The sequence below is a fragment of the Brasilonema angustatum genome (genome assembly GCF_059505445.1).
The window spans coordinates 60,827-69,335 of sequence record NZ_JCACKO010000017.1; the positions used below are offsets into that span (position 1 = coordinate 60,827).

General features: G+C 42.5%; 6 protein-coding genes. 3 read left to right on the plus strand and 3 right to left on the minus strand.

The window, feature by feature from the left end; all coding sequences use genetic code 11:
* Positions 1-96 precede the first annotated feature (96 nt).
* Positions 97-2,001: a chloride channel protein gene (locus tag AC5JM2_RS04410; RefSeq protein ID WP_495833698.1), complete on the minus strand. Its 1,905-nt coding sequence runs from the start codon at positions 1,999-2,001 to the stop codon at positions 97-99.
* 252 nt (positions 2,002-2,253) lie between these two features.
* On the opposite strand from AC5JM2_RS04410, the gene AC5JM2_RS04415 reads away from it, so the two are divergent.
* Entirely contained in the window at positions 2,254-2,466 is a 213-nt protein-coding gene (locus tag AC5JM2_RS04415) for a hypothetical protein (protein WP_495833699.1), read from the plus strand.
* Between the two features lie 441 nt (positions 2,467-2,907).
* On the plus strand, positions 2,908-3,273 hold the full coding sequence (locus AC5JM2_RS04420; RefSeq protein ID WP_495833700.1) for a hypothetical protein: 366 nt from the start codon (positions 2,908-2,910) through the stop codon (positions 3,271-3,273).
* Between the two features lie 437 nt (positions 3,274-3,710).
* On the opposite strand, the gene AC5JM2_RS04425 is transcribed toward AC5JM2_RS04420, so the two are convergent.
* Positions 3,711-5,324, minus strand: a complete 1,614-nt coding sequence (locus tag AC5JM2_RS04425) for an ArnT family glycosyltransferase (protein WP_495833706.1) — start codon at positions 5,322-5,324, stop codon at positions 3,711-3,713.
* A gap of 379 nt (positions 5,325-5,703) precedes the next feature.
* Between AC5JM2_RS04425 and AC5JM2_RS04430 the strand changes: the two genes are divergently transcribed.
* Complete coding sequence (locus AC5JM2_RS04430) at positions 5,704-6,765, plus strand: hypothetical protein (protein WP_495833701.1); 1,062 nt, start codon at positions 5,704-5,706, stop codon at positions 6,763-6,765.
* Positions 6,766-6,778: 13 nt separating this feature from the next.
* Here the strand turns inward: AC5JM2_RS04430 and AC5JM2_RS04435 are convergent, their stop codons facing one another.
* Positions 6,779-8,077 (minus strand): recombinase family protein, encoded by a 1,299-nt coding sequence (locus AC5JM2_RS04435; RefSeq protein ID WP_495833702.1) that lies wholly within the window; start codon positions 8,075-8,077, stop codon positions 6,779-6,781.
* Between the last annotated feature and the right edge of the window lie 432 nt (positions 8,078-8,509).

Consider the following 8,509-nt stretch of genomic DNA (forward strand, 5'->3'; position numbering starts at 1 on the left):
ACTCCAAAGCTGTTGACTAATGACCGATACGGCGAACCCCAGTTCCCTGCGGCGGGAGATCCGCCTACAGGACTGGACTCACTTTTGACTGTTGGCTTATTGACTTATGCTCACACCTGTTTTGCGAGTCATTGGTAAGTAGTGGCGAAGTGCTCTACGCGTTACAGCGACGTTGCAGGTTAATCCAATTTGCTCTCTTTCTAGTAAACCTAAAATACGCTCTTGGTTATCTCGATCAACCACTGGTAAGTGATGCAAACCTTTAAGAGCCATGCGGTCTAAAGCTTCGGCTAGAGGTTCATCTTGTAATGCATAAAGAATATCAGTGGTACAGATATCCATGAGTGTTTGATTGCCTGTATTAGCTTGGATTTCACTTGAGGAACTTGGATATTTTTCCCAAAGGCAAAGAGCTCGGTTGACATCTTCTAAAGAGACGATACCGACTAATTGCCCTGCTTCATTAATAACTAAAGCACTTTGGCAGAGATCACCACTCATTTCCAAAGCTGCTTCTATCACATTCATGGTCGGTAGCAGCTTTTTCGGACTAGAATACATAGCATCTTCTACCAAGATTTGCTGCAAAATTTCTGATTGCTCGTCTTTCAACTCTGGAAGACCGATTTGCTGTAAGTTTGAATTCGAGTTAGAAGTTGGTTTAATTCGTTCTACTAGCCAAACACTCAAACCCACTGCTGCCATTAACGGTAAAACAATGCGATAGTCTCGCGTTAATTCAAAAAGTAACAAAATAGCTGTTAATGGAGCTCTGACAGTTGCAGCGAGAACTGCTGCCATCCCCACCATTGCGTAAGCAGGAGGAGCTGCCATATACTGTGTAACTACAGGTACTAGGCTTGCTAAAATTTTTGCATAAGCTGATCCGAAAGAAGCACCTAGAAACATGGCTGGTGCAAAAAGACCGCCAACAAAACCACTACCAGCACTAACAGCCGTCATGAACAGCTTGACTACCAGCAGCACAAGCAATAACTGTAGAGAAAACTTCACATCCTGAAGCATAGCTTCTATAGTGCCGTAACCGATGCCCAAAATTTGAGGAAACTGTAAAGCAACAATGCCAACAATGGTTCCACCAATAATCGGATGAATCGGTTCGCGTATATTACCTAGCCATCGCAAATAAGGTATTTGCCCATGAAAGCAGGCTTTTGCCAAAGCAATGAGTTGAGTATAAGCCAGAGAAACTAAACTAGCTCCCAAACCTAAGCCGAGATAAAGCGGTAATTCCAGAAGGCTGCGGACTTGGTAAGCGGGTAGGGCAAAAGCAGGCTGTGCACCCAAACCAATTTGAGCAACTAATGCCGCAACGACCGCTGCAAGCAGCACGACACTCACGGCAGAAGTGGCAAATGATGTCGCGCCTAACACCACCTCTAAGGCAAAGAAAACTCCGGCGATGGGGGCATTAAATCCTGCAGCTAAACCAGCAGCAGCACCAGCAGCCAAAAGCAATCGCTGTCGTTCTTGAGATACTTGTAAAACAACAGACAGCAGCATACCAAAACTTGCGCCAATTTCTACACTTGGTCCCTCTGGCCCTAGAGAAGCACCACTTCCTAAAGACACTGATGCGGCCAGCATCTTTGTTACTGGTCGTAATTGTCCCTTGATCTCTCCTCCTTGGGATGCGGCGATCAGAGTTGACAGTCCAGGACCAAAATCTTGGGTGCGCCAGCGCATCAATCCGATAATCAGTCCACCAAGGATGGGAACACACGCTAGAGTCCAAGAACCCCAAGCACCAATGACACCCATAAAATTTTCCAGCGTCAAGCGGTGAATCAGCTCGATCAAATAGTGAAAGGTCACCACACCCATGCCAGCACCACCGCCTATGAGGACGGCTAAAAGCAGCACAACAGTTTCTGGGGATGGTTGAAAACGGTTAAGCAGATCAGTCAAACGGGCAGAAGGAGTGGTAAAAGCAGGTTGTTCTACCACCTTCCTCAGTTCAGTTGAAGGCAGAAGAGTCATTGAGTGGAGAAGTAAATCTAATAAAAAATTTAAATTTTTCTGTCTTACATTTCATTGTGAGTGATCATTTAGCAACCAGACAAGTCAATTGCATATGTTAGTTTTACAAAGCTTTGGTAAATTAATTCCCGTTGCTGGCAATTTGTGTAAGGACAATGCTTAAATGGGAAAGAATTGAAGGTGAATGGTTATTAGCAGCGCTCATCTAGAGTAGTGAGGAGTAAATTGAAGGTTAAAGAGTGTAGACGCCTTATGACCATCAGACAGCGCTATCCACGAGGGCAGCCACTGCAAGGGAAGCGGGTTTGCCGACAGTCGGTGCAAGTGGCGTTTTCTCGCGTCTTGGCGATTGTGTGTCTTTTTGAGAGACGCAGTCACGTTGGTGTAAGCGCAAAACGCACGAACCCTTGTGTTGCAAGAACATGTGCCTTTGGGATTTACAAAGCAGCGGGCAAGGCAGGGTGATAGAAACACCCGATAGCCCTCCGGTGAAGACTTGAGCCCTGTGGGCACGGTTCCGTGCCAACGGTCTCGCTACGATAGCCGTAAGGCGTGGCCGTTCCCACTAGGGGTTGCCATTGCTACGAGCAATTATTAACTAAAGGCAAAAGTGCATATACACCTTGAGGATGACTCCCGACAGAGTGGTACTCACGATAATGTGAAGTATGGAGTTATTGATCATTTATCCTTTTTTGGTCATTCTCACAAAAATCTAGCTATACTCGTGTTGCAATCATTCAGCCATGGTCGTAGCACAAGCTTTTGCTTGTCTAAATTATGGATGTTTTATGCGTGATTTCTGACTAATGTCAGATCACACTAGGCAATCTACACGCATTTTGAGCAGAAATTCTCGCTCAGGTATTGAAAAGAGCAAGTAAGTGGACTAGACGGACGAGGTAGATGAATACACACACCTTTGATAATCATTATGTGACTTGCCCAATTTGCCAAAAAAATACTAAGCCAAAGCTAGTAAAGACGTGTATGGGATTGTATACCTGTCCGTATTGCCAGGAAAGGCTTGTAGTCTGTCAAAGCGGTCATTATGTCCGCGACCCGTTTGCCTACAAACAGATAATGATATCGTCGGTACTCCGTCGCCAAAGCCGACCTTTAGCTAGGATTCTCAGGGATTTTACCATCCTCAAGGGCCCTATAGTCGCTCTGGTTATAGGAGGTGCTATTCTCTTGAGTGTCATTGGTCTGACACAGCAAGCCTCAGACCAGAATTCTCCAGCGTTGCCAAAAACAGAAAAGCAACGTTAGACATTCGCCTTCGCTTAATTCAAAGTATGCCCTATATTCATAAAACACGCACTCGCGTGTTTAACATGTTCTCCCGACAAACGTAATTTGGATGAGACGAGTGCTATTAAAGAGCCTCTCTACTAATATATATTGACAAAAACGAATTATGTGGTATAGATAAAAATGTCTATTTGCGGCTTAATTTTTCGGTCTGGTTTTTAGCAAGAGCCAAAAGGTTCGATTAACACAACACCCACATCCTGCATTTTACGTCAATACTTCTACTAAACCACCGCTGTAACAATTGTTGGAGCGGTGGTCAATTTTAAGCTAAACTTCTGTCAGCTTAACCCTGAGGCACGAATCGGGTGTAAGTGCAAAGCGCACCCTTTTTCACATGCTGTTGTGTATGTTATTCAAATCACAAGGGGTATATTCTCTTGTCTTTTTTAAAATTATTTAGTATTTTTTGTAACTAGTGACCAACCGGAATCATGTTTAACTACTTTTATCGACTCTAATTTAAGATTGTTAAGTGCAGTTTCATCAAGCAGAAAATAAGGTTGTTTGTCAGATTGCCAATAATCCTTTAGTTCAGTAGAGGAAGCAGGAAGAATAGTGCGATCGCTATAAAAATCCAGTGATGGACGATGATCACGAAAAGATGTGTAAATTTTCTTTACTGGTGGGTTTGCCTGCTGGATCATCTGTGCTACTGGTTTGACAGGATAAGCTTCATTCAGTTCCCAAACCCAGTCATTGGATTTCATCAACAACAATAGCGAAACATAACTACCCCAAAATAGAATTTTGAGGAACTGCCTATCACCTCGCCCTACCAAAATAGCGGCTATTGCCATTGTGATCGTGACTGCTGCAAAAATCTGTTGTAAGTCTGGTTGTGCTGTATCCCCTAAACTATAGTAAATACAAACTCCACTTCCCAATATAGATATAAATACTAAAGATAAGAGCAAATACCGAGGATAAGATGAGAGTATTGGCATATTTCCAATTTCCGCAAGCTTAGCACCACAAGCTAAGGCTATGCCTGGGTAGATTGGAAACACGTACCAAGGAAGTTTTGTTTCCATCAATGAAATAGCGATCAGATAAACAGCACACCACACCAATACTAGTTTCGCCCAGTTCAAGTTGCGATTTTCCCAACACAAGCGCAAACTAGAAGGTAAAAAAATGAGCCAGGGCCATGTGTACTTGAATATCTCTAGTAAATAATACCACGGCGGTTGAGAATGGCCTTCAACAGATAGCCAAACACGGTTTAGGGATTGATCCATCATGCCGATTTTGGTAAAAGTGTTGCCATAGTGTACAAACTGGGCACCATACCAAAAAGTTACAGGTAGAATGCCAAGTAGAATTCCTGTCCACATGTATCGACTGGTAAGCAGTCGTGGTGTGTCCCAAAACAGAAAAACTAGTGCGATCGCCCCCAACAAGAAACCCAATATACCTTTTGTCAGGCAAATTAACCCAAAAGCGATGCCAACACCCAGACAGTAGCGTAAGTTGCGGCGCGATCGCAGCAAACACAACATCATGACCATGAAAAAACAAACAGCCACCCCATCCAACATTGCTAACCGCCCATGACGTACCACTGGTAGCATTGTCAGGTAAGTCAAGGCGCTATAGATAGCTGCCCAACGTTGGCGAAATATTTCCCGCCCAATGTAATACAGTAAAGGTACTGATAGAGCGCTTAGTAGTGCTCCAGGTAAACGTGATGTCCACTCATTAACTCCTCCCAAGGAGTAAGCCCAAGCAATCAGCAAGTGTACGAGCGGTGGCTTATTATGATATGGTTCACCCCCAAGCGTTGGGTAAAGCCAATGCATTGAACCAGATGGGGCACGTGATATTTCGCGCGCAACTTGTGCGACAGTACCTTCATCCCAATCTCGCAGCGGCAAGCCTCCCAAATTTATGGTATAGAGTAAAACTGCAGCTAAAAGCAGTACTATGACCCATACCCAATCAATCCATTTGTCTACCGTGCGATATTGCTTTTCCAGACGACCCCAAATAAAGCTTCCTTCTTGCATGTTCGGTGGATATTTATTGTACTTGCTGGTTTGATTAAACTCCAGACGCTTTGGAGTCTTGAATGTTGCCACTTGTTACTACAAGTGTTTTTAAATAATCCCTTCTTCTTTAAATTAGCTTATAATTTTTCGTAAAAACATAATGTTTATTACAATATTTTCCTCTTTTTCATTTTATTTAACATTTTTTCTTCTGATAATAGTGCTACAACTATTACTAATAAAAATCTAAAATTGTCTGATTAGGAGAGAATTCATGAATCTACCTGTTGTTTTAGATGTTGCTCTTGGCTTAATTTTTATTTACTTGACTTTGAGCTTGCTGACTTCGGAAATTCAGGAGTTGATTACCACGCTTCTACAGTGGAGAGCTAAACATTTGAAAAAGTCAATTCAATCGCTCATAGCGGGTGGTAGTGAAACTCAAGATGAGGATATTGATCATGCTACACAGTTAGTACAGGAACTTTATCAAGATCCTTTGATTAATACCTTGAATCAAGAAGCTAAGGACAAGGTTGAAAGGGGATTCCGGGCACTTACTAAAACAAATAACACGAAAGCATTTGGGCTAAAACAAAGCGCTCCTTCTTATATTCCTTCGGAAACTTTTGCTAGTAGCTTATTAGAAACTTTAAAAATACCTCAGTTAATTAATTATGTTCAAACTCCCTCTGAAACAAAAACGAATTTGCACATGGTATTATCATCATACAAAGAACTGAGAACAGCTATTAACGACAAGGATAGTGAAAGCCATCAAAAAATTCAAAAGATTTATGGAGACGTAACTGAAAATGAAAATTTTAAGAAGCTTGTTAATAGTTTACCTGAGTACGTACCAAATAATCTCATAACCAGTCTTAGTGTTCTTTCTCAGCGGAGTCGGAGAAAGATTAGTGGCATTCAAGAGGATATGATTCAGTTTCAAAAAGAGGTTGAAACATGGTTTGATCGTTCTATGGATCGCTCAAGTGGTGTTTATAAGCGCAATGCCAAAGGAGTCGCCATTTTAATTGGGATATCAGTTGCAATATTAACGAATACTGATACATTTTTTGTCTTGAGAAGACTGTCCCAGGATTCTGTTATCCGCTCGGCTCTTACTCAAAGTGCAGTTCAACAACAAAATGATATTCTTAGTAATCCAGATGCCAGAAATAGATTTCAGGAACTTTTAGGGGAAGCTTCTGTACCTATTGGATGGCAAAATATCAGTCAACAATTTCAGCCATTGAGCAAGAGTCAGGGAAATAGTGCTAATAACTTGTTACTTAGAATTTGGCTAGTTTTCAAAATCCTTTTTGGTTGGCTCGTAAGCGGTTTAGCTATTGCTATGGGTGCGCCTTTTTGGTTTGATATCCTTAATAAAATTATCAATGTACGTAATTCAGGGCCAAAACCTGTTAAATATACTCAGGATCAACCGCCTGAATCATAGTATTTGCCTGCAATTAAAAGATAAAAATTACTTGCAACTCCCACTCTTGCTCGTGGCGAAGAATCTCAATTTGTCGAATAAACTCTCGAAAGTAAAATCGTCGTTCTGTTTCAGATAAGTCTAACCAAAATTGTGGAATTGAAACAGCTTGGGCGACAGAACGCAAATTAACAGGTGGTAAAGTTGCTAGTTTTGCTTGAAGTGCAGATATTTCCGTGCGGAGTTTGTATACTCTTAACTGAGCAGTTTCTGCATCCAAAACTCCAGTTTCTAACAAAAAGGGTAGCTGATTGAGTATTTCTTGATGACGGGTAATGTTTTCAGTTAAGCTATTTTTGACTGCATCCAACTGAGGAAAATTCATCCCCGCCACAGCAAGGGGTAAATCACGACAAACTGCTTGAATTGTCTGTTCTAAAATTTTTTGATAGGGAAGGGCGCGACACTTGGGATTTTTGGGACAGTTAATCGGACGCAAATAAAGATATTCTTTGTCTTGGTTGCGCATAGTCACACGAGTGACACTCATATGAGACTGACACTCCTGACAGACAACCAACCCAGCCAGAGAACGCGGTGCGCTAGCTGTGCGAGGAGGTAAACGACTGTTGCGGCGTAACAGTCGATCAACCTGGGCGGCTTCTTCTTTACTAATAATAGGAGCATGAGTATTGGAGAGAATTTCTCCGTTTTGATAAGCTGTATCACCTCGATAAACTGGATTTGTCAACCAACGGCGTCCGGTGGTGACAGAAATTTTCTTGCTGTATTTTCTGGCTAGGTAACGTACTGCTCCCCGTAGAGAACCATACAATAAGAAATGTTCAAAAAAATCTTTGACAACTGGTGAAGTGGTACGGTCAATGATGTATTTTGCTTTACCTCGGCGGTAACCGTAGGGAACTCTACCGGGTGGTGGCGCAGCATCCAGACGGTTGCGGGCGTGTCCTTGGCGAATCCGGCGACTACGTTGCTGACGCTGAATTTCGTAGAGTAATTTCAGTAACTGGGCGCGGGGGTTAGGATTTTGTTGGGAAGAATTGTAGTCTTGCTCAACAGCAATGAGTGTTATTCCCATTGCTTCAAGTTCCGCAAGGCGCGAACTGACTTCTTCTAGAGTATCTCCCAATTCTTCTAAGCGACGGATAAGGAGACAATCAGGCGGTTCTGTTTTGCAGTCGTTGAATAATTGTTGTAGTTGAGAGCGTTTCCCTAAGTCTTGGTAAATAAAATCTAACTCCCATCCCCAAGTTGTGGGGTCAGGAGTTGGTTCTAGTATAGGGTCAGTGTAGATGTAGGCGAAGATTTTCATGAGGCGATGTGCTACTTTCCCTAACTCAGATCTTGCACCTCCACCTGAGTACACCTTGAACTGAAGTTCAAGGCTTATAGGCAAAGTCCGTTAAAACGGACTGGGTAAGTCTTTGAGTCCGTTTTAACGGACTTGAGCTTTGAGCCAAGAAATTTATTTCTTGGCGAACAAAAACTATGGTGCAAGATCCTATCTAATGAAAATCGTAACCGTTCAGAGCGGTAGTAGAACCTTTAGTCTAGAATGCTTTACGTCTTGTAGGGCAATTGTGAACTGACAGAGGCGTAGATGCATTTGCGCAGCACCCCCTTAGGGGCTAGCGGCTTGTCGCCAGATATAGTTATTTAGTCAACACAAAATATGACAAAATCATTTACTAACCCAAGTTGCGGGTTATCAACCTGTGGGTGCTTTGCACTTGAATAGTCGTGC